This is a genomic window from Bradyrhizobium sp. UFLA05-153 (assembly GCF_054185185.1).
The window spans coordinates 23,156-49,540 of record NZ_JBBIAM010000069.1 but is presented as its reverse complement, the minus strand read 5'-3'; the positions used below and the strand labels follow the sequence as shown (position 1 = coordinate 49,540).

The following is a 26,385-nucleotide window of genomic DNA, read 5'->3' as shown; positions in this document are numbered from 1 at the left end:
GATGTGTATAAGAGACAGCTCCCGCAAGGGGAGAGGGGAAGAGTCAGCGCCAGCTTAACGTTCGTAAACGCGTCCTACGCCCCGTACGTCGATCCCTTCGGCAGCGGAAACACCGGATCCTGGGTCCGGATGTTCGTCGGCCACACCACCGAGATGTGCTCGCCGGCATTTTGCATCACGACCGGCGTCGAGCGCTCGTTCTGGCCGGAGAGCGGCGTGCCCGGCGGGAAGAACTTTACGCCGTAGCCCTGGATGGTGCCGCCCGCGGGTATGTCGACATCAAGCGCGGCCTTGCGGATCGCATCGGGTTCGAAGCTGCCGTATTTCTCCTTCGCCACCGGCAGCACGTTATTGAGCAGCACCCAGGTCTGGTTGAAGCCCATCGAGCAGTGCGGCGGCACGTCGGTCGCGCCGGTCTTCGCCTGGTAGCGCGAAACCATGGTCTTGATGAGATCGCCCATGCCGGGGGCAAGCTTCGACGGATCGAGCAACTGCGCCGGCACCGGATCGATGTTGCAGAAATTGTCGATGTCGGCGCCAAACGTCGTGCGCAGCTTGTCGAGCTGGCTGTAGCCGGCGCCAGCGCCGAACAGCATCTTGAAGCGCAGCCCGCTCTCGCGCGCCTGGCGCAGGAACAGCGTGATGTCGGGGTTGTATCCGGCATGCGAGATCACGTCGGCCTTGGCGCGCTTGATCTTGGTGACGAGTACCGAGAGATCGGGCGCGGAGGCCGAATACCCCTCTTTCAGCGCCACCTGAACTCCAGCCTCCTTGGCATAGGTTTCGTCGGCGGCGGCCACGCCCACCCCATAGGGGCCGTCCTCGTGAATCAGCGCGACCTTGACGTCCTTCGGATCCATGCCGAGCTTGGCTTTCGCATGCTCGGCGAGGAAGCCCGCGAAGGCCTGGCCGTACTGGTCGGAGTGGATCTGCGCGCGGAAAACGTATTGCAGGTTCTTGTCCTTGAATACGGCGGTCGAGACCGCGGTCGTGATCCAGAGGATCTTCTTCTGTTGCTCGACCTTGGCGGAGAGCGGAACGGCGTGCGAGCTCGCATAGACGCCGTTGATGATGTCCACCTTCTCCTGGTTGATCAGCCGCTCGGCTTCGTTGATTGCGACGTCGGGCTTGCTCTGGGAGTCCGCGGCAACAGGCACGATCTTGGTCTTGCCGCCGATGCCGCCCTTCTCGTTGACGAGGTCGATCGCGATCTGTGCGCCGATCGAGGAAGCGACCGAGCCGCCCGCCGCAAACGGGCCGGTCAGATCGTAGATCACACCGATGCGCAAAGTTTCAGCTTGTGCCTGGGCGCGTGTCCAATCGAGGCTGAGTGCGGCGGCGGCAGCCGCCGAGGTCTTCAGCAGTGTCCTGCGTGAAGTCGGCATCCTATCCTCCCTTCGAACCTTCGGTTGAGACCGGCTCTATGCCTGTTTTTGCCAAGTATTTGGAGGGGATGGTGGAAAGTCAACATGCGCCGCACTAGGCAATTCGGACATGCCCGCGGCCATGATCGAGATCAAGGCGCCTGTTCGCCAGCCCGACTAACAAGACATCATGGATGTCGTCCCCTTCGTCGCTGCCGCAGCCTCGCTGCTGGCAATTCCCGGCCCGACCAATACGCTGCTAGCCACCTCCGGTGCGTCGGTCGGCTGGTCGCGCTCGCTTCATCTGTTGGCAGCCGAACTCGCGGGTTACCTGCTGGCGATCCTTATCCTGCGCGCGCTGCTGGCCCCGCTGATGATCGCGGTGCCGATGGTCGGCACCGCATTGCGCGTCGTGGTCGCGCTCTACCTTGTCCATCTTGCCGTGCTGCTGTGGCGTCACGGCGCCAGCGACTTCGGCAGCCATGCGCCGGTGACGTTTCAGCGCGTGCTGATCACGACCCTGCTCAATCCGAAGGCGATCATCTTTGCATCCGCCCTGCTGCCGTTCGAGGTCGGCGCTTGCGATCTCATGCCACGACTCGCCTTGCTCGCGGCCCAGATCGCCACGATCGGCTCGGCCTGGATTGCGCTCGGCGTCTCGCTCGGCTGCGGGTTTGACGGGATCGGGCGTCCCGCTCTCGTCTACAAGCTCAGCGCGATTGCACAGGTCATTCTCGCCGGCATGATCGGCACGCACTCCCTCGGGATCGCTTAAGGCCGTTACGCAGCCCCGCCTGACCTGATCGAGGCAGGCGGACATGGCCGATCAGCATGCCGGCGGCGCCGCGCGCATTTTCCCCTGAGTATCATTCTTTTGCTCCATCGTCGGTGCGTGCGCGCACGCGCTGTGGGAAGTCGCATTGCCTCCCGTTTTTGTGATGGATTTCTGCTGGCTTGTTCGGCGCCAGCCGAGGGCGACGATGGGCCTTCGGCTTGTGCGCATCGCGGATTGCATGCCATCCTAACGAGGCAAATTGCATGGGAAGCCCAATTCCCGGCATGGCCATCGAGCCAGTTTTAAGGGTTGGAACGCAAAACGCTCAAGGAGAAGGGACATGGAATGGACGCATCGTCTTGCAGGGCTGGCTTGCGCCGGTCTCCTGCTATCCCCGGTCAGTGCTTTGGCAGGCCCCAAGGTGGTGTCCGGTCCGGGCGCCGATCCCGGATGTTTCAAGCCTTGGTCCAGCCAGACCAAGTTCTTCCAGTGGGATAAGAAGCCGGGGCCTTACAAGATTGCCCTCGTCAACGGCTTCGTCGGCAACACCTGGCGCATCCAGATGGTGAAGACGGCGAAGGCCTTCGCCGAGCAGCCCGGCATCAAGGAGAACATCAAGGAGTTCAAGGTGGTCTCCACCGGTACCGATGTTGCAGCGCAACTCGGCGCGATGGAGGACTTCATCAATCAAGGCTTCGACGGTATCGTCACCATCGCGGTGGCGCCCGACGGTTTTGATCGCATCATCCGTCTCGCCGACAAGAACAACGTGGTGGTCGTTCCCTTCGACAACATCCTCGACACCGACAAGGTGATGATGGTCAACGAGGACCAGAAGGAGATGGGCCGCATGTCGGCGAAATGGATCATGGATGAAAGCGGCAAGAAGTCCGGCGACATCCTGGAGGTCCGCGGCCTGCCCGGCAATTCGGTCGATCGCGACCGCCATATCGGCTTCCGCGAGGTGATGGAAGCGCCCGGCAACAGCTTCAAGATCACCGAAGTGGTTGGCAATTGGGATACCGGCACCTCGCAGAAGGTGACCGCAGACGCGCTTGCGGTGCACGGTCATTTCGACGGGGTGTTCACGCAAGGCGGCTCCGACGGCACCGTGCAGGCGATGATGTCGGCCAAGCATCCCTTCGTGCCGATGTCGGGCGAGGGCGAGAACGAGTACCGCAAGCAGATCGCCGATCACGCCAAGGACGGCCTCAAGGGTATGTCCTACGGTCAGTCGCCGGCGCTGGTCGCCATCGCCATGAAGGCGGCGATCTCGGCGCTCCAGGGCAATCCCATGCCGCAGCTGATCTCGATCCCGATTCCGGTTGCGACCTACAAGGATCTCAAGCCCGGCACCAACTACTGGCCGGACCTCAACGCGAACTTCTTCGCGCCAAACCAGTTCACGCCCTGCGGCGTGAATTTCACCGCGCCGGAGATCATGTCGCAAAGCGAAAAGAATACCCAGTGACGGAGCTGGAGATGTATTGCTTGCGGCCCGGCCTTGGCCGGGCCGCCGTTGCGTGAGAACGTGCCATGTCGGATGCGGTCCTGACGCAGGAAGCCTTTCTCGAGCTGTCCGGCATTTCCAAACGCTACGCCGGCGTGCGGGCGCTCGAGGGCGTCGACTTCGCCTGTGAGCGCGGTAAGATCCACGCCGTGCTGGGCGAGAACGGCGCCGGCAAATCGACGCTGATCAAGATCATCGCCGGCGTGGTGCAGCCCGACAGCGGCCGCATGCGGCTCGCCGGGCGTGACGTGAGCTTCGCGACGCCCTCGGCCGCCAATGCCGCCGGTGTGGTCTGCATCTTCCAGGAGCTGTCGCTGATGCCCGACCTCTCGGTCGCGGACAACATCTCGATCGCCTCGCCACCGCGCCGGTTCGGCCTGATCGATGCGCGGGCGCAACGCCGCCGCGCCGAGGAGCTGCTGGCCGAGATCGGGTGCGAAGACGTCAATCCGCTGATGCGCGTTCGCGACCTGCCGCTGTCGCGCCGCCAGATCGTCGAGATCGCCAAGGCGCTCGGCAAGAAGCCGCAGCTCTTGATCCTGGACGAAGCGACCTCGGCTCTCACCAGCGCCGACGTGGAGAAGGTCTACGCCATGCTGGCGCGGCTCAAGTCCGAGGGCGTCGCCATTCTCTATATCTCGCACCGCATGCACGAGGTCGAGGCGCTCGCCGACCGCGCCTCCGTGTTCCGCAACGGACGCCATATCGAAACCTTCGACAGGGGTAGGCGCTCGACCGCAGAGATCGTTCAGCTCATGATCGGTCGCGACATCGCGGCTCAATACCCTGCCAAGCCGGCCCGCACCTCGGTGAAGCCGATGCTGGCGCTCGACAATTTGTCTTGGGAAGGTCGTCTCGACCGCATCTCGCTTCGCGTCGGCGCCGGCGAGATCGTTGGTCTCGGCGGCCTCGACGGCCAGGGCCAGAAGTCCCTCCTGCTCGCGCTTTTTGGAGTGCTGCGCGGCATCTCCGGGCGCGTCACGGTCGAAGATCGCGAGGTCCGGCCGGGCTCCCCGGCCGCTGCGAAGTCGGCCGGCATTGCGCTGGTACCCGAGGACCGCAAGACGGAAGGCCTGATGCTGCCGATGTCGATCGCCGACAATCTGGTGGTCGCCTCGCTCGACGCGATCTCGACCGGACCTCTGGTCGACCGTGCCAAGGAGAGCGAAGCCGTTCAGCGCGCCATTGCGCGGCTGCAGATCAAGATCGGCGCGCCCGGCGATGCGGTCTCGACGCTTTCGGGCGGCAACCAGCAGAAGGTGGTGCTCGCCAAATGGCTGATGACCGAGCCGCGAATCATCCTGCTCAACGATCCCACGCGCGGCATCGACGTCGGCACCAAGCAGGAGCTTTACCGGCTGATGCGCGAGCTCGCCGACCAGGGCGCCGCCATCCTGTTCTACTCGACCGACTATGACGAATTGATCGGCTGTTGCGACAGGGTGGCGATCATGTATGACGGCCGTATCGTGCGCGAGCTCGAGGGCAGCGAGCTCACCGAGACCAATATCATCGCGAGCGCGCTGAACATCGATGCCGCTGCGCCGGCCGATGCTGGGGCCGTCCATGCTTGACGATGTAGCCATTCGCGTCCGCCAGAACGTTGGCATCGTTACCGCCGTCCTGTTGTTCTGCGTCCTCTACGTCCTCTACAACCTCGCGCATCCCAAGGGCTTCTCCTCGGCCGTTCTGGTGCAGAACAGCGACGAGATCTTTGCGCTGGCCATGTTGGCCATGGCCCAGACCGTCCCAGTGCTGGCGTCGGGGCTCGATCTCTCGGTCGGCGCCGTCATGACCATGGTGGGATGCTTTGCGAGCTATCTGCTCACGGGCACGGCGGGTGGCACGCCGCTGCACCTAGATCTCTTCGGGCTGCATCTTTCCCTGGGCACTTTTCCCGGCGGCGTCAGCGGCATCCTGCTCGGTATCGTCGTGTGCCTTGCCATCGGCGCACTGGCCGGCTTCGTCAACGGCTGCGTCGTCGTCTATGGACGCATCCAGCCGATCATCGCCACGCTCGCGACCGGCGCGGTCTATATCGGCATCGCGCTGTTCCTGCGGCCGACGCCGGGTGGCAAGATCGACGAGGATCTCAACTGGGCGCTGACCAATTCGCTCGGCGATTTCGCTGCGACCGTGCACATCTTCGACGATGGTGCGGCAGGCTGGTTCGCGCCGGTAGCCTGGATTCCGGTGCCCTTCGTGCTGCTGGTCCTGATCGCGCTCCTCGTCTGGGTGCCGTTCCGCCGCTCCGTTCTCGGCCGCGCCGTTTATGCGGTCGGCTCGGCCGAAGGCGCGGCCTATATGTCGGGACTGCCCATTGACCGCGCCAAGATCGCGGCCTTCACGCTCGCGGGCTTTTTCGCCGGTTGCGGCGGACTTTTTCTCGCCATCCAGACCTCCTCGGGCAATGCCGACATTCCGCAGGCCGGCGCCTATACGCTCAACTCCATCGCCTCCGTCGTGATCGGCGGAACGTCGCTGCTCGGCGGCACCGGCAGCGCGATCGGCTCGATCTTCGGGGCCATGATCCTGCGCGTGATCTCCTTCTTCTTCCGCATCTTCGACATCGCGCCCCTGCTGCAACCGCTGTTCGAGGGCCTGATCCTGCTGGCAGCGGTCAGCATCGGCGCGCTCGGCGTCTTGCGCGTCAGGAACACGCAGGAGCTCTTCCGATGACATCGGCCTCTCTCAGCCTCTCGCGCGACGATCGCCCGATCCTGATTGCGGCGCTGTTCATCCTCGTCATCCTGGTCGCGGGCACCGTTTATACATTCGCCCGTTTCGGCAGCGCGCCACTGCTGTCGCCGACCTATCTGTTGCAGCAGCTCCAGATCGGCGCCTTCCTCGGTATCGTCGCGGCCGGCATGATGGTCGTGATCCTGATCGCCCAGATTGACCTTTCGGTGCCGTGGACGCTCGCCGCCGCCGCGATGATGGCGACGTCGATCGGCGGACCGCTCGCGATTCCCGTCGGGCTCGGCATCGGGCTTCTGGTCGGGCTCGTCAACGGCATCGGTGTCGCGTACTTGCGCGTGCCCTCGATGATCTTCACCCTCGGCGTCAACGCGGTGATGCGCGGCCTGATGGTTGCCCATACCGGCGGCTACGCGCCGCAGACGGCCGCCACCGATTTGATGCGGACGCTCGCCGCCGACCGTACGCTGGGCATTCCCAACGCCTTGTTCGTCTGGGCCGCGGTGTCCGTGCTGGTCGCCGTCATGCTCCAGCGCACCGCGCTCGGCCGTTACATCTATGCCATCGGCAACAAGGAAGCGGCCGCGTATCTCGCCGGCGTCGACACGCGCCGCGTCACCGTGATCTGCTTCGTCATCTGTGGTGTCGCGGCCGCGCTCGCGGGCGTGCTGCTCGCCGGCTATTCCACAAAGGCCTATCAGGGCATGGGAGACGCCTATCTATTGCCGTCGATCGCGGCGGTGGTGATCGGTGGCACCAACATTTTGGGCGGCCGCGGCCGCTATCTCGGCACGCTGATAGGCGTCGTGCTGATCGTGCTGCTCAACAGCGTGCTCTCGATCATGGACATGCCCGAGGCCGGCCGCCAGGTGATCTACGGCCTCGTCATCATCTTCATGCTGCTGGTCTATGGTCGCGGCGAACGCGTCACGAGCTAGAGCGGACGCGCCACCGTTTCATTGCAGCGAGGCCGGCCCTACACCGCCGCGCGCGTGTTGAGATAGATCGAGTACAGCGAGGTTTGGCCGCAGATATAGAGCCGGTTGCGGCGGGGGCCGCCGAAACAGACGTTGGCGACGATTTCTCCGACCGGAACCGTGCCGATATGCGTGCCATCAGGCGCGTAGCAAAAGACACTGCGGCCTGCCGACGTCCAGATGTTGCCATGGACGTCGCAGCGAAAGCCGTCGTAGAGACCCTCGGGGCAGGTGGCGAACAGCGAGGCATCGCCCGTCGCCTGTCCCTCCACCTTGTAGGACCAGATCGTTGCGGGCAGCCCGGGGACATGTGTCGCGCCGGTGTCGGCGACGTAGAGCCGCGTCTCGTCGGGCGAGAAGGCCAATCCGTTGGGCTGCACCCGGTCGGATACGACGCGCGTGATGGCGCCGGTGCTGCCGTCGATCCGGTAGACGTTGGAGGCGCCGATCTCCGACGGGCTCTGCTGTCCCTCGTAATCGCTGTCGATGCCGTAGGTCGGATCGGAGAACCAGATCGAGTCGTCGGATCTGACCACGACGTCGTTGGGCGAGTTCAGCCGGCTGCCGTGGAACTGGTCGGCCAGCACGGTGATCGAGCCGTCGTGCTCGGTGCGGGTGACGCGCCGCATGAAATGCTCGCAACTGACCAGCCGTCCCTGGCGGTCGACCGTATTGCCGTTGGAATTGAAGCTGGGCGAACGGAACACCGACACCGATGCATCGGTCTCGTCAAACCGCATCATGCGGTTGTTGGGAATATCGGACCAGACGAGGTAGCGGCCGGCCGGGAAATAGGCCGGGCCTTCGGCCCAGCGGCAGCCGGTGAAAAGCTTCTCGAGATTGACATGACCGATGACCAGCCGCTCGAAGCGCGGGTCGTGAGTGACATAGGGGAGCATGGGTCCTCCGCGATGAGCCGCAGGTTCTGAAACTTGCCCGCGTGCCGCTTTCCGTCACTCTGATCGACCCTGCCAAATTTGCAAGTGGTGCTTCATCGGCGGCGCGCTGATGCAAGGAAGTGAATGCCCGGGGCACGCCCGGGCATCCGCATTTGTAGAGCTCGTTGTGAGGCTTACTGCGACAGCTTCACGAAATTGGGAAACTTGAGTTTCCCTTCCGCGATCGCCTTCGGCCAGACCGTGATCTGCTTGCCGTCCTGCCACTGGAAGACCAGACCGGTCACCGCACCGGGGCCCGACTTGATGCCGTGGGTGAACTCGTCACTCTTGCCGTAGAACTGGATGCGGCCGATCGTACCCTCGAAGTCGGTCTTCTCCAGCTCGGCGACCATCTTGTCCGGATCGGTCGAGCCCGCGCGCTTGATTGCATCCGTGATGATGTAGACCTCGTCATAGGCGGTATAGCCGGTATAGGCCGGCGGCGTACCGAACTTGGCCTTGAAGGCCGCCGCGAACGGTTTCGTCTTCGGCGTCACGGCGACATCGGGCGTTGCAACCGCCAGCGACGGCACGCCGTCGGCCGCGCCGTTGGTATCGTTCCAGAAGGTCGGGCTCAGGGCCTGCGCGCTGATGCCGAACATCGGGATCGGCACCTGCTGGTTCTTCCACTGCACTGTCGGCTGCACGCCGACATGCGAGATGCCGGTGACGATCACGTCCGGCTTCTTGCTCTCCATGTTGTTGAAGATCGGCGTGAAGTCGGTGGTGTCAGGTGAGAAGCGCACATGCTCGACGACCTTGAGGCCCGCCTTGGGCAGGCAGGCTTCGTAGCCGACGTCGAGCGGCTTGGTCCAGGCCGCGTCCTCGCTCATGATCGCGACCGTCTTGAACTTGAGCTGGTCGACGAGCAGGTCCTTTGCGGCATCGCAGACAAGCTGCGCCTGCGCGGCCGAGGTCAGGTAGCCGTGGAACGTGTATTTGTTCTTGTCATAGTCGTTATGGATCGCCTTGGTGATCTCGTTCGACGCAGCGCCCGGCGTGATCAGCGGCATCTTCAGCCGCGCCGCCCAGGGCTCCAGCGCCAGCACGACCTCGCTGATATAGCTCGCGATCACCGCGGAAACCTTGTCCTCGCTCACCGCGCGCTGGAAGGCGCGCACGGAGTCGGCCGAAGAACTCTTGTTGTCGTAGGTGACGATCTCGACCTTGCGGCCGAGCACGCCGCCCTTGGCGTTGATCTCGTCGGCGGCGATCTGCGCGCCGCCCGGCGTCGCCGCCCCCGCGATCGACTGCACCTCGGCGATGACGCCGATCTTGATGGGATCGCTCGATTGCGCATAGGCGGGCGCTGCGAGGCATAGCGCCAGCGCGGAGGCGAGAAGGAGGGTACTGCTCGGGCACGTCGTTGGTCGCATGGTCGTCTTCCTCTGCTTGTTATCGTTATTGCAATCGTCAGAGATACCCAGCGCCGGCCTCGCTTGCGAAGCGGCCGGGATCGCCCTCCCAGACGATCCGCGCATGCTCGAGCACGTAGACGCGGTCGGCGTGGGGAAGGGCGAAGGTCACGTTCTGCTCGCCGAGCAGCACGGTGATCGACGTGGTCTGTCGCAGCTTCTCCAGCGCCTTGGACAATTGCTCGAGGATGACGGGCGCGAGCCCCAGCGTCGGCTCGTCCAGGATCAGGATCTGCGGCTGCATCATCAGCGCGCGGCCGATCGCCAGCATCTGCTGCTCGCCGCCGGACAGGGTCTGCGCCAACTGTCCCTGGCGTTCCTTCAGGATCGGGAACAGCTCGAACAGCCAGGTGAGCTGCGCCGCGCGGGCCTCGTCGGTCAAATGCTGGCCGCCGAGATCGAGGTTTTCCCGCACCGACATTTCGCCGAACAGCTCGCGTGATTCCGGGCACTGCACGAGACCGCTGCGTGCGATCTTCGCCGGGCTCGTGCCGCGCAGTTTCTCGCCGCCGCGTAGGATCTCACCGCCATAGAGCAGGAAGCCGGAGATCGTGTTGAACAGCGTGGTCTTGCCGGCGCCGTTGAGGCCGACGATCGAGACGAACTCGCCCTCATGGACGTGGATCGATACGTTGTCCAGCGCCTGCGCCTTGCCGTAATGGACGCTGACGTTCTCGACCTGGAGCAGCGGGACCTTGTCCTTGAAGCTGGTCTCGGGCCGCGCATGGGTCTCGATCGCGCCGCCCAGATAGACCCGCCGCACGGTCTCGTTTCGCATCACCTCGTCGGCCTTGCCGGTGACGATCTCCTCGCCCAGATACATCGCGAGCACGCGGTCGACGAGCGCGGCGACGCTCTTGACGTTGTGGTCGACCAGCATCACTGCGCGGCCCTCGTCGCGAAAGCTGCGGATCAGGTCGGAGAAGACGTCGACCTCGGTGCGCGTCAGGCCGGCGAAGGGCTCGTCGACCAGCACCACCTTCGGGTCGCGCGCGATCGCCTTGGCAAGCTCGAGCCGGCGCAGATCGGCAAAGGGCAGCGTCGGCGGACGTCGGCTGATCACGGCGCCGAGTCCGACGCGATCGGCGATCCATTTTGCGCGTTCGACCAGCGCCTTGTCCGGAAACAGCATGAACAGGCTGTCCGGCAACAGCGCCACCATGATGTTCTCAAGCACGGTCTGCCGGTTCAACGGCCGCGAATGCTGGAACACCATGCCAAAGCCTTTGCGCGCGATCTTGTGCGCGGGCAGCCCGGCGACGTTCTCTCCCTCGAAGATCACTTCGCCGGCGCTCGGGCGCTCGATGCCCATCACACTCTTCATCGCAGTGGATTTGCCCGAGCCGTTCGGCCCGATCAGGCCAAAAATCTCGCCGCCACGCAGGTCGAAGCTGAGATTTTTCACGGCCGTCAGCCCGCCGAACCGCTTGGTCAGGCCCCGAACGGCGAGAACGGAGGTGGTGGTGACAGTCTGATCCATCATGAACGCGCCTCGCGTGACAGGGCCGCTCCGAGGAAACCGCCGGGGAAGAAAAGCACCACAAGCAGCGCAACCGCCGAAACGATGAAGGTCGCAAGCTCGCCGGTCGGCCGCAGGAACTCGCCGGCCACGATCAGGAAGATCGCGCCCAGCGCCGCGCCGAGCACGGTGCGCCGGCCGCCGAGCACGGCCGAGACGATGACGTTGACGCCGACCGCGACGTCGACCACGGTTCCGACCGAGGCGGTGCCGAAATAAAACACCAGCAGCGCGCCTGACAGTCCCGAGAAAAACGCGCTGACAACGAAAGCGGCGAGCTTGTGCTTGACGATGTTGAAGCCGAGCGCGCCGGCCTGCACCGGATCCTGACCACTCGCTTGCAGCACGAGCCCGATCGGCGATTGCGACAGGCCGTAGAGGATGGCCGCCGAGATCGTCATGAAGCCGAGTGCGATCCAGTAGTTGGCGCCGGCGTCGATGGTGATGACGTCGGGGATGGTCAGCCCGATCTCGCCGCCGGTGAGATCGGCGAACACGACGATGAAGTTCTGGAGCATGAGCACGGCAACCAGCGTCGTCAGGCCGAAATACGGTCCCCGGACCCTGAGCGCCGGCAGCGCCAGCACGAGGCCGGCGATGACGGAGGCGAGCGCGCCGAGCACGATGCAGAGATAGACCGACCAGCCGAACTGGTTGTTGAGGATGCCGGCGGTGTAGGCGCCGACCCCGATCAGGAAGGTCGGCCCGAAGTTGACCTCGCCGGCGAAGCCGAACAGCAGGTCCCAGGCCATGGCGAAGACGCCAAAATAGAAGGCGACCGTGAGCAGGCCCAGGACATAGCCGGAGACGTAGAGCGGCAGCGTCGCGGCGATCGCGACGAGCGCGAGCGAGACGAAGAACAGGCGTGAGGTGAAGAATCCGGACATCTCAGCGCCTCCCCAGAAGGCCCTGGGGCCGGATGTACATGACGACCACCAGAAGCAGCAGCGCCGGAATAGTGCGATAGGCCGGCGAGACCAGGTAGGCCGTGATGGTTTCGAGATAGCCGACCACGAAGGCTGCGATCAGCGAGCCGGAGACGCTGCCGAGACCGCCGAGCACGACGATCGAGAACGCACTCGCGGTCAGCGGTCCCACGCTGTAGGAGCTGACTCCCAAGAACATCCCGAGCAGCACGCCCGCGATGCCGGCGAGCACGCCGTAGATCGCCCAGACCACGATGTAGATGTTGGTGAGCTCGAGGCCGAGCAGGGTGACGCCGCGCGGGTTCATCGAGGCCGCCAGCACAGCCTTGCCGGTGCGGGTGCGGTTCACCAGCAGCCACAGGAGCGCGATGACGAGGCAGCATACCACCGCGGTGAAGATCTCGTTGCGCGGCGTGCGTACGCCGAGAATGTCGACGACACCCTCGACGATCGGCAGCACGGTCTTGGCGTTGTTGGTGAAGAAATAGGCGATCAGCTCCTGGATCATGATCCCCCACAGCAGCGTGCCGGTGAGGACGAAGATTTCCTTCTCCTCATTGGGTATGCGGCGGGAATCCTGGATCGGCTTCACCACCGCGAAGTAGGTGGCAAAGGCGGTGATGAGCGCGACCCCGACACCGATCAGCGCGCCCGAATAGGTATCGACATGCAGGATGCTGGCCGCGGCCCAGGCCGCTACCGCTGCGGCCACCATGATGGCACCGTGGGACAGGTTGAGCACGCCGGAAACGCCGAAGATCAGCGTGAATCCGGTGGCACCGAGAGCGTAGAGGGCGCTGATGGCAAAGCCATCGATCAATATCTGGAATGCTCGCATCTATGACTGGCAATCTGGGCTGTGAGAGGCGGTCTCGCTGCCTCCTTGGAGAGAAGGTGCTGCCTACGCCGCATGTGAAAGCTCCCGGGTGTTGGCCCGGGAGCTGTTCCGATCAGTTCGTGGTGAGCTTGATGAAGCTCGGGAACTTGACGTCGGTCTTGGCCACGTCCTTGGGCCAGACCGCGATCTGCTTGCCGCCCTGCCATTGCAGCATCAAGCCGGTGATCAGGCCCTTGCCGTATTTGATCGAATGGGTGAATGGATCGTCCTTGCCGTAGAACTGGACGCGGCCGATGGTGCCTTCCCAATCGGTCTTCTCCAGCGCGTCGACCAGCTTGTCGGCGTCGGTCGAGCCCGCCCGCGTCACGGCGTCGGCGATGTAGTAGACCTCGTCATAAGCGGTGTATCCCGCGTAGGACGGATAGTTGCCGTACTTGTTCCGGAAACCTTCCGCGAACGGCACCGACTTCGGCGTCACCGCGACGCCGGGGCCGGAGACGCCCTGGTAGAGCACGCCTTCGGCCGCCTGGTTGCTGTCCTTGCCGAACGTCTCGTTGGTCGCCTGCGAGGAGATGCCGAACATCGGAATCGGTACCTGCTGGTTCTTCCACTGCACCGTCGGCTGCACGCCGACATGCGAGATGCCGGTGATGATCACGTCGGGCTTGGCGCCCTCGATCTTGTTGAAGATCGGCGTGAAGTCGGTGGTATCGGGCGAGAAGCGGATGTGGTCGAGCACCTTCAGCCCGATCTTGGGCAGGCATTCCTCGTAGCCGACGTCGAGCGGCTTGGTCCAGGCGGCGTCCTCGCTCATGATGACCGCCGACTTCATGTGCATCTTGTCGACCAGGAGGTCCTTGGCGGCGTCGCAGACCGAGAGCGCCAGCGCGGCCGAGGTCAGGTAGCCGTGGAAGGTGTACTTGTTCTTCGCGTAGTCGGCATGAACGCTCTTGCTGATCTCGTTGGAGGCGGCACCCGGTGTGACGAACGGCGTCTTCAGGCGCGAAGCCCAGGGCTCCAGCGCCAGCACGACTTCGCTGATATAGCTTGCGATGACGGCGTTGACCTTATCTTCGTTGACCGCGCGCTGGAATGCACGCACTGAATCAGCCGAGGAGGAGTGATTGTCGTAAGAGATGATCTCGATCTTGCGACCGTCGACGCCGCCCTTCGCGTTGATCTCGTCGGCGGCGAGCTGCGCGGCCTGCGGGATCGATGCGCCGGCGATCGCTTGCGCCTCTGCAATCACGCCGATCTTGATAGGATCTGCTGCAAATGCCGCGCCTGATCCGCTTATCAGTGCGCCGAGCGCTGCCGCACCGAGGAATATCCGCAATGCACCAGGGAGTATGTTCTTCATTCTGTTTCTCTCCTCTTAAACAAGCCTCTTTTGAGCTATTGGGCGCGACTATAACGGCGACGACAATCTCGGCAAGTGAAACTACATTCAGGATTGTGAGAGCCGGACTAAAGTCTAGCGCTGCGCAAATAGAGTGCAGGACGATCGTTGCAGTCATGCAGAATCCGCTGGCGGGCATGCGTTCGCGTCCGTCGCGAGCCGCAGGTGCGCCGCGACGCGAGCATGAGCGATCGACGCGAAGGCGGTCGCCTGGCTGACATTGTCGGGTTAACGTCGCGCCGCGCAGGAAGGTCCTATTGATGGCTCAACTCGTTCAATGCCGCCTCGTCAACGAGCCGTTCGCCGATCCCGGATTGCTGGTCGATTTCAGGTTCGGGCGGCGCGCCATGTTGTTCGACCTCGGCGATCTGTTCCCGCTGGCCAATCGGGAGTTGCTGCGCATCAGCAACGTCTTTGTCAGTCACCGTCACATGGATCACTTTGCCGGCTTCGATCAGTTGCTGCGGGTCAGGCATCATCAGCCGGGCCGTTTGCGCGTGATAGGACCGCCCGGTCTCATCTCGGGCATTGCGGGCAGGCTGACGTCGTATAGCTGGAATCTGCTCAACGAGGAATCGCCGGACTTCGAGATCGCCGCCGCTGAATTCTGTGATGGCCGGCTCGGTGAGTGGATCTGCTTCTCGGCGAGGCGGCAGTTTCAAAGCTCGCCGATCGAAGAGCCATCCGTTGCGCCGGGGCTAGTGTTTGCGGACGGCGATCTGAGGATCGAGGCCGCGACCCTCGATCACGGAATTCCCTGTCTTGGCTTTGCGTTGCAGGAAACCCAGCGCGTCAATGTCTGGACAGCCGGGCTCGCCGAGCTCGGCCTTCAGGTGGGGCCGTGGCTCAATGCGGCGAAAAGCGCGGTGCGTATGGGCGCGCAGCCGGGCACGTTGATTGAGATCGATAGCGGCCGGGCGATCCGGCTCGGCGAGCTGACCCGGCACGCGCTCAAGGTCGCGCCCGGGCAGCGCGTCGCCTACGTGACCGACGCCGCCTTCACCCCTGCCAACGCCGAAAAGATCGTTGCTCTCGCACGCGGCGCCGATCACCTGTTCATTGAAGCAGCCTTCGCCGCAGACGACGCGCAACTTGCATCCGAGCGCCGTCACCTGACCGCGGCGCAGGCCGGATATCTGGCGCGCGAAGCGGGCGTGAAGCGGATGACAACGTTTCATTATTCTCCGCGCTATCTGGAGACGCCGGACCGGCTGCGAGATGAGGCGGAGGCCGCGTTCGCAGGGCGGACAGCGTCGCTGGCATGAGCGGCGCCCGCGCCGCCAGCGTGATCAACGCGCTCGTAGCAGCGAGGGATCGAGCGGCGGAAGCCGGGCAGGATCGAACGGCGTCAGATCGACGCTGCGTGCTGCGCCTTCAGTGATCAATTCGGCAAACGCTTCACCGGTCGCTGGCGCATTGAGGATGCCCCACACATTATGCCCGGTCGCAACGTAAAGGCCCTCGCAGTTCGGCACCCGGCCGATCAGCGGCAAGCCGTCTTGCGTGAGCGGGCGGAAGCAGGCTTGCCGCGCGATGATCCTGTCGGCGCGAAACAGCGGCGACAGCCGTTCAGCGATCGCTTGCAGACGCTCGATCGCGTCCTGATCCGGCGTTACGGTCGCGGGGTCCACCGGTAGCGGCGCGACGTCCGAGAACGCTGTGATCAGCGTGCTGCCGTCCGCGCGCGGAAAAACCTCGATCGATATTGCGCCGCTGCTTTGCTCATACTCCAGGAATAGCGCATCGGCCGGAACGTCCCTGCCGGTATCGTACACGATGCTCGGACTTCGCTGCCCGTACACGGCAGGCAGTCGCATCCATTGGGTCGCCAGCAGCGACCATGGTCCCATGGCGATGACAACGCCATCCGCCTCGATGACGCCGCCATCGGTCTCGACGCCCTTCGCGGTCGTTCCATCCGCATCGCGCGCGATGCCGGTAACGCGTCCGCGCCGCAGCTCGGCGCCCTGAGCGAGCGCCGCGTTCATCATCGCCGAGGTGAACTTGCGCGGATGGACGATGGCCGTCGTATCCGTCGTGCCGAGCCGGTGCGCGATGACGACGCCACTGGACAGCCAGTCGAGTGCCGACGGCGTGCCACGCAGCGCGTCGTCCCCGGCGACGAAACCGCCATAGGCGGTCATGCGGCGGTGGGCCCAATTGCCTGCGACCTCGTGCGGCAGTTGCGTGTGAAGCACAAAGCTGCGCCGCGCCAGCGCATCAAGCGGCGTCCCGGCGCACCAGTCGAGCGCCAGGAATCCCCCAGCTTTGCCGGATGCCGCGGCGGCAACTTCGGTCCGTTCGACGACGACGACATCGACGCCACACCGGCTGAGAAAATAAGCGGTGCAGGCGCCGATCACGCCGCCGCCGCAGATGACAACGCGCATCGTGTCTTCCCTGGCAATCCCTTGACGCATCAAGGCGACTATCAAAACAATTCGGCGCCGGCGGGGCCCGCCGGCACCTCATCAAGATCCGGCTCGCTCGCGCCGCCTCAGCCTGGCCCTGCGCCCTGCGTCGCGGTGTACACGGCGTAGAGCGACTGGCTCGCGGCCATGAACAGACGGTTGCGCTTCGGGCCGCCGAAGCAGACGTTGCCGCACACCTCCGGCAGGCGGATGCGGCCGAGCAGCTTGCCTTCCGGCGACCACACCGTCACGCCGCTGTAGCCGACGGCGCGGCCGGCATTGCTGGATGACCAGACATTGCCGTTAACGTCGCAGCGCACGCCATCCGGCCCGCACTGCACTCCGTCGATCACGCAGTCGGTGAAGCGCTTCTGGTTGGACAGCTTGTTGTCGCTGCCGACGTCGAACACGAAGATCTCGCCCTTGCCGCCGGCGCCGGTGTCGCCCGGACCCTTGCCGGTCGAGACGACGTAGAGCTTCTTGAAGTCGGGCGAGAAGCAGAGACCGTTGGGATCGGGCACCTGGTCCTCGCTGACCACGAGGTCGATGCGGCCACTGGGGTCGATGCGATAGCAATTGGTCGGGAGCTCGCGCTTGCCCGGCGTGAATCCGGCCGGCTGGCCAATCCGCGGATTGAGCTTGCCGCCGGCATTGCTCGGACCGCCGGGACCATCCGGCTCGCCCTCATAGAGCTGGCCGCCATAGGGCGGGTCGGTGAACCAGTAGCTGCCGTCGGAATGCGCGACGACGTCGTTCGGTGAGTTCAGCTTCTTGCCCTGATAGGAGTCTGCGAGCACCGTGGCGGTGCCGTCATGCTCGTAGCGCGTGACGCGGCGTGTGAGATGCTCGCAGGAGAGCTGGCGGCCCTGGAAGTCGAAGGAGTTGCCGTTGGAGTTGTTGGACGGCATACGGAACACGCTGACGCGGCCGTCGTCCTCGGTCCAGCGCATCTGCCTGTTGTTGGGAATATCACTCCATAGCAGATAGCGGCCCTGCGCGCTCCACGCCGGGCCCTCGGCCCACAACAGTCCGGTATGAAGCCGCTTGATCGCGGTGTTCGGTTGCGCGAGGTCGTTGAAGGACGGATCGACAGCGATGATGTCGGGGTCCCAGAAATAGGTGGTCGGCGCGCCGTTTGGGCCGAAATCGCGCGGCGGCGTCGTGATCGTCGTCGGCGGCGCTGCCGGCGCGTTCTGCGCCAGCGCGGCGCCCGCGCCCGTCATGGTGGCGCCTGCCGCGATCGCGAGGCCCTGGACAAGTGATCGTCGTGAAAGCGTGGTGTCTGGATCGCGCTGCTCGGAATCGCATCGTTGGCGTGTCATCGCTTCCTCCCGGTGGGGTTCGCCGGCCGGTTGATCCCGGCCGAGCAGGGTCAGGTTAGTCCGACCAGCGTCGAGTTGCGAGTGCGGCCATTCTTCTTCGCACGGTTGAAGAGCGTGAGATTCAGAATGACATCGGCAGGTTCATAGGAGACCGGGTAAGCCATATTGACGTGTCGGTTCCGGGAAATACCCATCTCAAGAAAAAATCAAGCACTTCTAAAGCCAAAAACACATGAAGGTACAGTCTGTTGAGATGGTTCTGTCGACTAATGACAGAGATCGCTCCTTCGGCAGCTCAAGAACTGGGATCAAGATCCCTGTTGGTCCGCCAGCCACAGCCCGGCGAGCCCCGAAAGTCCAAGAGCAAATTTCAAGACCACTGGATGGCCTGTTCCGTGCAGTTTGGTCGTGACGGTGGTGTCATGAAACGACGGGATTTCATTCGGCTCGTCGCCGGCGCAATGGCGTTTCCTGTGATTGCGCGCGCGCAAGAGGCACGGAAGATCTATCGCATCTTCTGGATCTCCACGGGCTCCGAGCCGGATCCGTTCCTGGACGGCTTTCGCGAGGGGCTGCGCTCGCTGGGATATGTCGAGGGCAAGAACGTGGTTCTCGAGAAGCACTATGGCAATCCATCGGCGCTGCGCCAGGTCATTTCGCAACTGAGACGCGGCGACGTAGACCTTGCCGTTTCCAGTGGCCCGGCAACGCGCGCCATGGCTACGGTAAAGGACATCCCCGTCCTGTTTGCACTCAGCGGCGACCCGGTGGCTTTGGGGGTGGTCAAGAGCCTGGCGCAACCTGGCACCAATTTCACCGGCAGCACGTTCCTCTCGCTTGAGTTGGCGGGAAAGCGCGTTGAGCTGCTCAAGGACATTTGTCCCAGAATTCGCAGGCTCGCCGTTCTCTCGAACACGGACCATCCGGGGGAACCATCGGAGTGGCGCGCGACCCAGCAGACATGCGCCGGGCTGGACATCGTGCCGACCTATGTTCCCTTCTCCGGGGCGGGTGAACTAGACAATGCGCTCGAGGTGGCTGGTGACTCGGACGCCGACGCGATGCTCGTGTTTCCCGATGTCGTGACGATGGTCGATCGGACGAAACTCGCGGAGTTCGCGCTGGCGCATCGGCTCCCTTCGATGTTCGGCTGGTCCGAGTACTGCGAGGCCGGCGGACTTTTGAGTTACGGCGCCAACCAGCGCGCGACCTATCGGTGGCTTGCGAACTACGCCGACCGGATCCTGCGCGGCGAAGATCCTGCCGTTCTTCCCGTCATCCGGCCTGAAAAATTCGAACTGGTGATCAATCTGAAGACGGCTCGGCTCCTGGGCGTAGAGCTGGATACATCTTCAATCCTGTTTCGCGCCAACAAGGTGATTTCCTGAGATCGATATGCCAGAATTCGTTGCGCAATCGTCATTGACTGCCCGTGGTGACGCGAAGCGGCCGCGTCGCTCCCTGTTTTTCAAGTACTTTGCGACCCTGTTCGTGGCAGCCGTCGTGCCTCTCATTCTTGGTGCGGTGATCGAAGCATCGTTCGGCTATCGCGACCAGCGCCGCCATATCAGCGAGGTTCTCCAGTCCGAGGCTCGCGGTGCGGCGGGCAGGATAGAGGCCTTCACCGATGAAATAAGCGATCAGCTGGGCTGGGTCGTGCAGTTTCCGTGGGCACAGGGAGACGACGACCGGCACAGGGTCGATGCGTTGCGTCTCCTGCAGCAGGTGCCCGCAATCGTCTCCGTTTCGCTGCTCGACGAGACGGGGACCGAACGCGTTTTCGTGTCCAGGCTACGTCTAAACAGGACCGGCCGCGGCATCGACCTGTCCGCGGATCCCGCAGTGATCGGCGCGCGTGCCAACAAGGTCTGGTATGGTCCCGTTCAATATCAGCACGAGTCCGAGCCATATATGAGGATCGCGGTCACCGGAAACCTTCCGGCCGCCGGGATTGCCATTGCCGAGGTCAACCTGAAGCTGATTTGGGATGTCATAGCAGCAATAAGGATCGGTCAGACCGGCTATGCCATGATCGTCGACGATTCCGGGCAGCTGATCGCCCATCCAGACATCAGCCTGGTCCTGCGCGGCCGTACCGGTTCCATCGATTTTGGCCGGATCAAATATCTTGTCGGCACCACGAGTCGCGGTGCCGTCATCACGGGGGACAAAGGCAATCCTGTCGTCGCGCTCTCGGTGCATGCAGCCGATATCGGCTGGACGGTGATCGCGATGCAGCCGATCGTGGAGGCGTTCGCACCGATCCGCGCGGCATTGTGGCGCTCGTCACTTCTGATTGCGCTCGGCGTGCTGATCGCGATCGCGCTGGCTTACTGGCGAGCGCACCGGATGTCCGGTCCGATCAAGCAATTGGAGGAGGGGGTCGAGCGGATCGGTACCGGACATTTCGATCACCGCATTGGGATTTCCAGCCGCGACGAGTTGGAGCAATTGGCGATCCGCTTCAACGAGATGGCGTCGGAGCTGGCGATCTCGCAGCAGAAAACCGTCCGCATCGACCGGCTAAAGCAATTCCTTGCACCCCAGGTCGCCGAACTCGTCGAACATTCCGCCGAACTGCTCGAAGCGCAGCGGCGTGAAGTCGTCGTGGTTTTCGGTGATTTGCGCGGCTTCACGGCATTCTCCGCGCGCGCCGAACCGGACGCCATCATGGCGGTCCTGCGCGAATACTATGCGGCGGTGGGAGCCGTTACGACCCGCTATGAGGCCACGTTGATCCGCTTTGCCGGAGACGGCGTGATGCTGCTCGTCAACGCGCCGGTTGCCTGCGACAAGCCCGCGAACCACGCCGTTCAGCTCGCGATCGATCTACAGGTCGCAGTGCAGTCGATTGCCGGGAAATGGTGCGCCGCAGGTCACGCGATCGGCTTCGGCGTCGGTATCGCAATGGGAACGGCGACGGTCGGAACCGTTGGCTATGAGGGGCGGCTCGACTACACCGCCCTCGGCAATGTCGTCAACCTGGCGTCCCGGCTGTGTGGCCTGGCAAAGGATGCGCAAATCCTGACCGACAGGGTGGTCGCAGAAAAAGTGAAGGACGCTGTCCCCCTTGTCTCGATCGGGAAGCACGTCATCAAGGGTTACGATCAGCCCTTGGAGATGTTTGCTGTCGCACAGGGCAACTTGCCCCTGACACGCCCGGATTCCGGGCTGCGCCGGCTGGAAATCGAAACTTTGTGAGCTGGGAGTCTGCGGCATGGCGCGCGCTCGTGCGCGTTGACACGCGGCGACAAAGACATACGCTGCGCGCGGATGAAAATGAGACCGCGTGCGAGAGCCGCGCGGAAAAAAGAGAGCAACATTCATCATGGTTTCACAATCACAACTGCCGCGCCGCAAACTAGGCCCTGTCTCTTATACACATGATGTGTATAAGAGACAGCTATGGCTACGGCCTGTCGGAGCACCGCTGCGGCACCGCACTGCGGCGCGTGGCCCGCGAGGACGTCGTCCTCTGCACCAAGGTCGGACGCTGGATGGACGCGTTTCATCGACCAGAGAACCGGTCGGGCTTCGTCGGCGGCCAGCCCCACAGCGCCGTGGTCGACTATTCCTATGACGGCACGATGCGCTCGGTGGAGCAGTCGCTGCTGCGGCTCGGCACCGACCGGATCGACCTATTGCTGATCCACGACGTCGACGTCTGGACGCATGGCGCAGCAGCGATCGAGGACCGGTTTCGTGAGGCGATGTCCGGCGCCTATGTGGCGCTCGACAAGCTTCGCTCGGAGGGCGTGGTCGCAGGCATCGGGGTCGGCGTGAACGAAGCCGACATGTGCGTGCGCTTTGCCAAGGCCGGCACGTTCGACGTGATGCTGCTGGCTGGCCGCTATTCGCTGCTCGAGCAACCGGCGCTGAAGGAATTCTTGCCGCTGGCGCTTGAGCAGGGCATCGCCGTGCTGCTCGGCGGTGTCTTTAATTCGGGCATTCTCGCTACCGGTGCCGTCAAGGGCGCCAAGTACAACTATCAGGACGCGCCACCGGAGATCATGGCGAAGGTCGCCGAGATCCAGCGCGTCTGCGAGGCCCATCGCGTCGCGCTGCCGACGGCCGCCGTGCACTTCGCGCTCGGCCATCCTGCCGTGGCGAGCGTGGTGCTGGGGGCGCATAGTCCAGAGGAGGTCGAGCGCAACGTGGCAGCGCTCACCACCAAGGTGCCGAGCGCGCTCTGGGCCGATCTGAAGGCCGCGCGCCTGCTCGATGCGGATGCGCCCGTGCCCGCGTAAGCGCGTCGATCGGCGCTATTTTCCGGCGCCCGTCGTCAGGCCGCTGACGATGTAGCGCTCGAGGAAGATGCCGACCACGACGAGCGGCGCGATCGCCGCTGTCGACAGCGCCGCCATCGACCACCAGTTGATGCCCTGTGAGCCGGTCTGGCTCGCCACCATCACCGGCAGCGTCTTCGCGTCGGTGCTGGTGAGGAGGGCGGCAAAGAAATATTCGTTCCAGCATAACACCAGCGAGAGGATGAACGCGGCGACCATGCCGGGCACCGCGAGTGGAAGGATGATGCGCAGGAACGCGCCCCAGGTCGACAGGCCGTCCACGAAGGCTGCCTCATCGAGCTCGATCGGAATCGCGTTGAACTGGTCGCGCATGATCCAGATGACGATCGGCAGCACCGTCAGCGTGTAGAGCAGGATCAGGCCAAACGTGGTGTCGAGCAGCGCCAGGGCCTTGTAGAGCACGAGGAAGGGCAGGGCGAGCACGACCGGCGGCAGGATGAGTTGCGACATGAAGAAGAACAGGATGTCGTCATTACGCATCCAGGCGAATTTGTAGCGGAAGCGGCTGAGACCATAGGCCGCGAGCGAGCCGAGGATCAGTGCCAGGATCGACGCGCCGACCGAGGTGATGATGCTGTTGACGAAGCGGTTCATGAATTCGGAACGCGCGGTCGAGGTCCCGAACAGCGTATCTGGCGAGAGGCCGAGCGAGCGCCAGCCTTTCCAGTCCGGCTGGAAATCGACCCAGGGGATCAGGTGCGCCTGAGTCACATCGACCGCCGATTTGAACGACGTCGTGACGGTCCAGTAGATCGGAAACAGGCAGATGAAGGTCCAGAGCAGCAATGCGGCGTAAATCAGCGCGCGGCCCAGCATTCGCCTGGCGCGCGGCGCGGCGGGACGCTTTCGGATGGGATTCGGTGCCACGGTCGAAATAGCCAAGCGCTCAAACTCCTTTTCCGACCTATACGACCTTCTGCGTCCAGCGCTTCGAGGCGCGCAACATCAGCGTCAGCAGCACGATGATCAGCAGCAGGTAGACCATGGCGAGCGCCGTGCCGTATCCGACGTTCGAGCGGTCGCGGTAGACGCGGTAGATGAAGCTCGACACCGTGTCGGTGGCGCCGCCCGGGCCGCCGGCCGTCACGTTGATCACGATGTCGGCGAGCTTCAGCTTGAAGATGATACGGATGATCAGGACCGTGATGCTGACCGGCAGCATGATCGGAAAGGTCACGTGCCAGAATGATTGCCAGCCATTCGCGCCGTCGACCTTGGCCGCTTCCTGCACCTCCTTCGGCATCGCTTGCAGGCCTGCGAGCAGGATGATCATGATGAAGGGGATCGAAACCCAGGCGTCCATCGCCTGGATGCTGAAGCGCGCCATCCACGGCGAGGCGAAGAATGCCGGATTGTCCCAGCCGAGATAGCGCGCCAGCGTCGCCGCCGGGCCGAAGCGATATTCCAGCAGCGACTTGCCGATCATCCAGCTCACGGCGACGGGGCTGAGCATCATCGGCAGCAGGAAGACCACCCGGAAGAATTTTCGCGCCCGGATCTCGGCGCTAAGCAGCAGCGCCAGTCCGAACGCGATCGCGTATTCGCCGAGCACCGCGACGGTGTAGAAAACCATGTTGCCGAGCGCGTTCCAGTAATAGGTGTCGTTCAGCATTCCCTTCAGATTATCGAAGCCGGAAAAGCGCGGGCCCTCGATCGAGCTGAGATTCCAGTCGAGCGAGGCGATGTAGAGGCCGAAGATCGTTGGGAAGATCACGACTGCGACGGTGAAGAACACCGCCGGCAGCAAAAACAGCGCACGATGGCCACGCTCGCCGCGGGTCAAAATCTGTCCGGCGCCAAATGCCACGGCCCAGACGAGATAGGCGATGAGGATCGGCCGCCAATCGGAAAATCCGGCGGTCATTGTGCCGGTCGTGTGCAAGACCTGAATGAGGACGACAAGCAGGAAGCCGAGCGAGGCCAGCAGAACAACCGCGCGGCCGGCGGCCTTCCTGCTGCCAGGGGCGCGCTTCGTCGCCGGCTGGTGGTGCGCATCGTCGCTAACGGGTGCGGAATTCTGCATCGAGATGAGTCGCATTCAGTGCCGGTTCTGTCGCCGGGCAAGTTTTCGGCTGGCGCCGGGGGCGCCAGCCGAGGGTAGATGATCTCGCGTAAGCGCGCTACACGCCGAGCGAGGCCTTATAGAGCCCGATCTGCCGTTCGCGGCCGATCTGGTCGGTCAGCTTCTCCCAGGCGGCGGCGATGTTGTTCGCCCCGGTTTGCGCGTCGACCTTGCCGGCGAAAATCTTCGTCAGCTCGTCCTCCGCGATGCTGTAGTACTGGAAGATGCCGGGGATGCGCGGCTCGACAGCCCGGTTGGGGTGGTTATAGGAGGCGAGCTGCGAGTTCAGGTAGGAGGTGATGTACTTCTTGTCATAACCCGCTGCGACCCACTCATCATACTGGAAGTGGCTGGTGCGGTGAGCCTGGAAGCCCGACGGGTACAGCACCATCCAGAATGAGAGGTCCTTGCCGCCGAGATGCGCGGCCGCGCTCCAGGCGGCCTTGTGCTTCTTCTCGTCGCCATTGACGCGGGCCATCACATAGATGCCCCAGCCGAGATAGGCGCAGTTCGGCGCATGGCTCGGACCGCTCGGCAACTTGTCCCATTGCCCGGTTTTGGAATTATAGACGTCGTCCGAGCCCGGCAGGATGTCGAAGCCGACGACGTCGCCGATGACTGAGGTGTCGCTCGCCTTTGCCACCTGGCCGATGTCGCCCCACCACGGGATCATCGAGCCGATGCCAGCCAGGAACTGCTGGAAGCCCGTGGTGTTGGGATCGGCGTTGAGCTGATCGGCCGGCTCGGACGGTAGCGCATCGATCACGTCCTGGATGGCGCGCACCCAGGCCGGGTTGTTGATGCGCGGCTTCATCGTGTCGATGTCGAACAGCCAGGCCTTATCGTCGGGATGTTTTGCGTAGGCCGAGGCGCGGCTGCCAAGGAAATAGAAGCCGAACCCGCCCCAGGGCTTAGGCGCATCGAGATAGCCGTAGACGTTCTGGTTCTTGAACTTCTTTCCCTTGAGGAATTTCGTCACCGCCTGGACCTGCTGCCAGGTCTTTGGCACGCCCCATTCGCCGGTGTTGCCGGCATCCTTCCAAGCCTTGGCGAGCGCCGGATCCGAGAACACGTCGGTGCGGTAGTTGAAGTTGTGGCAATCGCCGTCGATCGTGACGCGATAGGTCTTGCCGTTCCAGGTGCCGACCGGCGGCTTCAAATAGTCGACATAGTCGTCGATATCGATCTGCTTCTTGACCCAGTCCGGCATCTCCGACGCCAGGCCCTTGCCGCAGACGTCGCCTTCGAACGGCGCGCCCATCTCCAGGATGTCGAAATCGACCGTGCCGGTCGCGATCGCCTGCTGGAGCCGCGGGTTGTAGTCGGCCTGGGCGAGATCGATCCAGGAGATTTTTGCGCCGGTATAGGCCTCCCACGGCTTGAGGAAGCCGCGGAACAGGAGGTTGTGCAGGTTCTGATTATTCAGTCCCATGAAGGAGAGCTCGACACCCTTGAACTCGCCTTCCTTGATGCTCGCCTTGGTCGGGCCGAGGCAGAGCTCGCCGACCTTCTGCCAGTCGGCGTCGGTCGGCGAGCCCTTGCCCACGCCTGGAATTTGCCCAATCTGCGCGCGAAGATTGTTTTGTGCGAGCGCAATCTCCGAGAACGTGCCAAGTGCTCCGCTCGTGCCCAACGCCGCGGCGCTTGCCGCACCCTTCAGCACCGTACGCCGGTTCGGACGGAGTGCGGAAAGCCAATCATAATCTTGCTGTTTCATCGCGATACCCTCCCGTTGTTGACTTTCTTGATGTGAAGTCTGAGTAGCCGGAGCACAACGAGACGCTCGTGCACTTCGGTGTCGTCGTGATGGGTGACAAAGGCCGCTTTCGAGTATGCAACGGCGCCCATCAATGTCAACGAAAGCACGCGGAGTTGAAGCCGCCTGCCGCCGATCAGATAAGGCGAAGAGAATTTTCGCGATGCCG

At 63.6% G+C, this 26,385-nt stretch carries 21 protein-coding genes; 9 read left to right on the top strand and 12 right to left on the bottom strand.

Annotated features, from left to right (window positions below):
- Positions 1 to 74: 74 nt before the first annotated feature.
- Positions 75 to 1,385 carry an ABC transporter substrate-binding protein gene (locus Q2941_RS31975; protein WP_254111306.1) on the bottom strand — a complete coding sequence of 437 codons (1,311 nt, stop codon included), beginning with the start codon at positions 1,383 to 1,385 and terminating at the stop codon, positions 75 to 77.
- A 169-nt stretch (positions 1,386 to 1,554) separates the two neighbouring features.
- Between Q2941_RS31975 and Q2941_RS31970 the strand changes: the two genes are divergently transcribed.
- The 5 genes from Q2941_RS31970 (at position 1,555) to Q2941_RS31950 (ending at position 7,284) form a co-directional block, all read left to right on the top strand.
- The gene (locus Q2941_RS31970) at positions 1,555 to 2,139 is read left to right on the top strand and encodes a LysE family translocator (protein ID WP_027524501.1); all 585 of its coding nucleotides are present in this window, start codon (positions 1,555 to 1,557) and stop codon (positions 2,137 to 2,139) included.
- 340 nt (positions 2,140 to 2,479) lie between these two features.
- Positions 2,480 to 3,610: a sugar ABC transporter substrate-binding protein gene (locus tag Q2941_RS31965; RefSeq protein ID WP_027524502.1), complete on the top strand. Its 1,131-nt coding sequence runs from the start codon at positions 2,480 to 2,482 to the stop codon at positions 3,608 to 3,610.
- Positions 3,611 to 3,675: 65 nt separating this feature from the next.
- Positions 3,676 to 5,223, top strand: a complete 1,548-nt coding sequence (locus Q2941_RS31960) for a sugar ABC transporter ATP-binding protein (protein ID WP_458194888.1) — start codon at positions 3,676 to 3,678, stop codon at positions 5,221 to 5,223.
- Positions 5,216 to 6,328, top strand: a complete 1,113-nt coding sequence (locus tag Q2941_RS31955; protein ID WP_458194887.1) for an ABC transporter permease — start codon at positions 5,216 to 5,218, stop codon at positions 6,326 to 6,328. The genes Q2941_RS31960 and Q2941_RS31955 overlap by 8 nt, the downstream gene beginning before the upstream one ends.
- Positions 6,325 to 7,284 (top strand): ABC transporter permease, encoded by a 960-nt coding sequence (locus Q2941_RS31950; protein WP_027524505.1) that lies wholly within the window; start codon positions 6,325 to 6,327, stop codon positions 7,282 to 7,284. The genes Q2941_RS31955 and Q2941_RS31950 overlap by 4 nt, the downstream gene beginning before the upstream one ends.
- Before the next feature lie 38 nt (positions 7,285 to 7,322).
- On the opposite strand, the gene Q2941_RS31945 is transcribed toward Q2941_RS31950, so the two are convergent.
- The 6 genes from Q2941_RS31945 to Q2941_RS31920 form a co-directional block, all read right to left on the bottom strand.
- A complete protein-coding gene (locus Q2941_RS31945) occupies positions 7,323 to 8,222 on the bottom strand; it encodes an SMP-30/gluconolactonase/LRE family protein (protein ID WP_458194886.1) in 900 nt (299 codons plus the stop codon).
- A 173-nt stretch (positions 8,223 to 8,395) separates the two neighbouring features.
- Positions 8,396 to 9,637, bottom strand: a complete 1,242-nt coding sequence (locus Q2941_RS31940; RefSeq protein WP_027524507.1) for an ABC transporter substrate-binding protein — start codon at positions 9,635 to 9,637, stop codon at positions 8,396 to 8,398.
- 37 nt (positions 9,638 to 9,674) lie between these two features.
- On the bottom strand, positions 9,675 to 11,156 hold the full coding sequence (locus tag Q2941_RS31935; RefSeq protein WP_027524508.1) for an ATP-binding cassette domain-containing protein: 1,482 nt from the start codon (positions 11,154 to 11,156) through the stop codon (positions 9,675 to 9,677).
- The gene (locus Q2941_RS31930) at positions 11,156 to 12,082 is read right to left on the bottom strand and encodes a branched-chain amino acid ABC transporter permease (protein ID WP_027524509.1); all 927 of its coding nucleotides are present in this window, start codon (positions 12,080 to 12,082) and stop codon (positions 11,156 to 11,158) included. Before Q2941_RS31930 ends, Q2941_RS31935 begins: the two co-directional genes overlap by 1 nt.
- A gap of 1 nt (position 12,083) precedes the next feature.
- Positions 12,084 to 12,959 carry a branched-chain amino acid ABC transporter permease gene (locus Q2941_RS31925; protein WP_027524510.1) on the bottom strand — a complete coding sequence of 292 codons (876 nt, stop codon included), beginning with the start codon at positions 12,957 to 12,959 and terminating at the stop codon, positions 12,084 to 12,086.
- A 112-nt stretch (positions 12,960 to 13,071) separates the two neighbouring features.
- The gene (locus Q2941_RS31920; protein ID WP_458194885.1) at positions 13,072 to 14,319 is read right to left on the bottom strand and encodes an ABC transporter substrate-binding protein; all 1,248 of its coding nucleotides are present in this window, start codon (positions 14,317 to 14,319) and stop codon (positions 13,072 to 13,074) included.
- A gap of 299 nt (positions 14,320 to 14,618) precedes the next feature.
- On the opposite strand from Q2941_RS31920, the gene Q2941_RS31915 reads away from it, so the two are divergent.
- Positions 14,619 to 15,623: a ribonuclease Z gene (locus Q2941_RS31915; protein WP_027524512.1), complete on the top strand. Its 1,005-nt coding sequence runs from the start codon at positions 14,619 to 14,621 to the stop codon at positions 15,621 to 15,623.
- Positions 15,624 to 15,647: 24 nt separating this feature from the next.
- On the opposite strand, the gene Q2941_RS31910 is transcribed toward Q2941_RS31915, so the two are convergent.
- Together Q2941_RS31910 and Q2941_RS31905 are read right to left on the bottom strand one after the other, a co-directional pair.
- Entirely contained in the window at positions 15,648 to 16,748 is a 1,101-nt protein-coding gene (locus Q2941_RS31910) for an NAD(P)/FAD-dependent oxidoreductase (RefSeq protein ID WP_458194884.1), read from the bottom strand.
- A gap of 107 nt (positions 16,749 to 16,855) precedes the next feature.
- Positions 16,856 to 18,091: an SMP-30/gluconolactonase/LRE family protein gene (locus tag Q2941_RS31905; protein ID WP_027524514.1), complete on the bottom strand. Its 1,236-nt coding sequence runs from the start codon at positions 18,089 to 18,091 to the stop codon at positions 16,856 to 16,858.
- Between the two features lie 383 nt (positions 18,092 to 18,474).
- Here Q2941_RS31905 and Q2941_RS31900 point away from each other — a divergent pair, with 383 nt between their 5' ends.
- From Q2941_RS31900 to Q2941_RS31890, 3 genes are all read left to right on the top strand, one after another.
- Entirely contained in the window at positions 18,475 to 19,479 is a 1,005-nt protein-coding gene (locus tag Q2941_RS31900; protein WP_458194883.1) for an ABC transporter substrate-binding protein, read from the top strand.
- A 7-nt stretch (positions 19,480 to 19,486) separates the two neighbouring features.
- Positions 19,487 to 21,292 carry an adenylate/guanylate cyclase domain-containing protein gene (locus tag Q2941_RS31895; protein ID WP_027524516.1) on the top strand — a complete coding sequence of 602 codons (1,806 nt, stop codon included), beginning with the start codon at positions 19,487 to 19,489 and terminating at the stop codon, positions 21,290 to 21,292.
- 182 nt (positions 21,293 to 21,474) lie between these two features.
- Positions 21,475 to 22,338, top strand: a complete 864-nt coding sequence (locus tag Q2941_RS31890; RefSeq protein WP_458194882.1) for an aldo/keto reductase — start codon at positions 21,475 to 21,477, stop codon at positions 22,336 to 22,338.
- A gap of 15 nt (positions 22,339 to 22,353) precedes the next feature.
- Here Q2941_RS31890 and Q2941_RS31885 read toward each other — a convergent pair whose 3' ends face one another.
- The 3 genes from Q2941_RS31885 to Q2941_RS31875 all read right to left on the bottom strand — a co-directional run bounded on the left by Q2941_RS31885 (position 22,354) and on the right by Q2941_RS31875 (position 26,177).
- Entirely contained in the window at positions 22,354 to 23,214 is an 861-nt protein-coding gene (locus Q2941_RS31885) for a carbohydrate ABC transporter permease (protein ID WP_156944456.1), read from the bottom strand.
- An 88-nt stretch (positions 23,215 to 23,302) separates the two neighbouring features.
- A complete protein-coding gene (locus Q2941_RS31880; protein ID WP_458194881.1) occupies positions 23,303 to 24,436 on the bottom strand; it encodes a carbohydrate ABC transporter permease in 1,134 nt (377 codons plus the stop codon).
- Between the two features lie 82 nt (positions 24,437 to 24,518).
- Positions 24,519 to 26,177: a type 2 periplasmic-binding domain-containing protein gene (locus tag Q2941_RS31875; protein ID WP_027524520.1), complete on the bottom strand. Its 1,659-nt coding sequence runs from the start codon at positions 26,175 to 26,177 to the stop codon at positions 24,519 to 24,521.
- Positions 26,178 to 26,385: the final 208 nt, after the last annotated feature.